At 42.8% G+C, this 229-nt stretch carries 1 pseudogene; it reads right to left on the bottom strand.

From position 1 onward, the window contains the following. Window positions 1-229: pseudogene (locus tag SB660_RS24340) on the bottom strand (sensor histidine kinase); the annotation flags it as partial.

The following is a 229-nucleotide window of genomic DNA, read 5'->3' as shown; positions in this document are numbered from 1 at the left end:
CATGATTCCGTTCAGCCTCCTTTCTCGCTTCTCGTCTGAAACGCATGGAGGAGAAGAAGACGTAGAGTCCGATCATGATCGAGATGTTGCTAATGATGGTTTCCAAGCTTCCTCCATGTGAGGATAGGAGGAATATGTTGCCTCCAATTAAACATGCTGTGAAGATCAAGGATAGCCGTGAAGGGAGTCTAAAGGCGGCATATATCATTAAAAATACAATCAAAAAATA

The organism is Bacillus sp. SIMBA_005, from assembly GCF_046535585.1.
Taxonomy (GTDB): domain Bacteria; phylum Bacillota; class Bacilli; order Bacillales; family Bacillaceae; genus Bacillus; species Bacillus pumilus.
The sequence above is the reverse complement of the archived record's forward strand: the minus strand, read 5'-3'. Positions and strand labels throughout refer to the sequence as shown.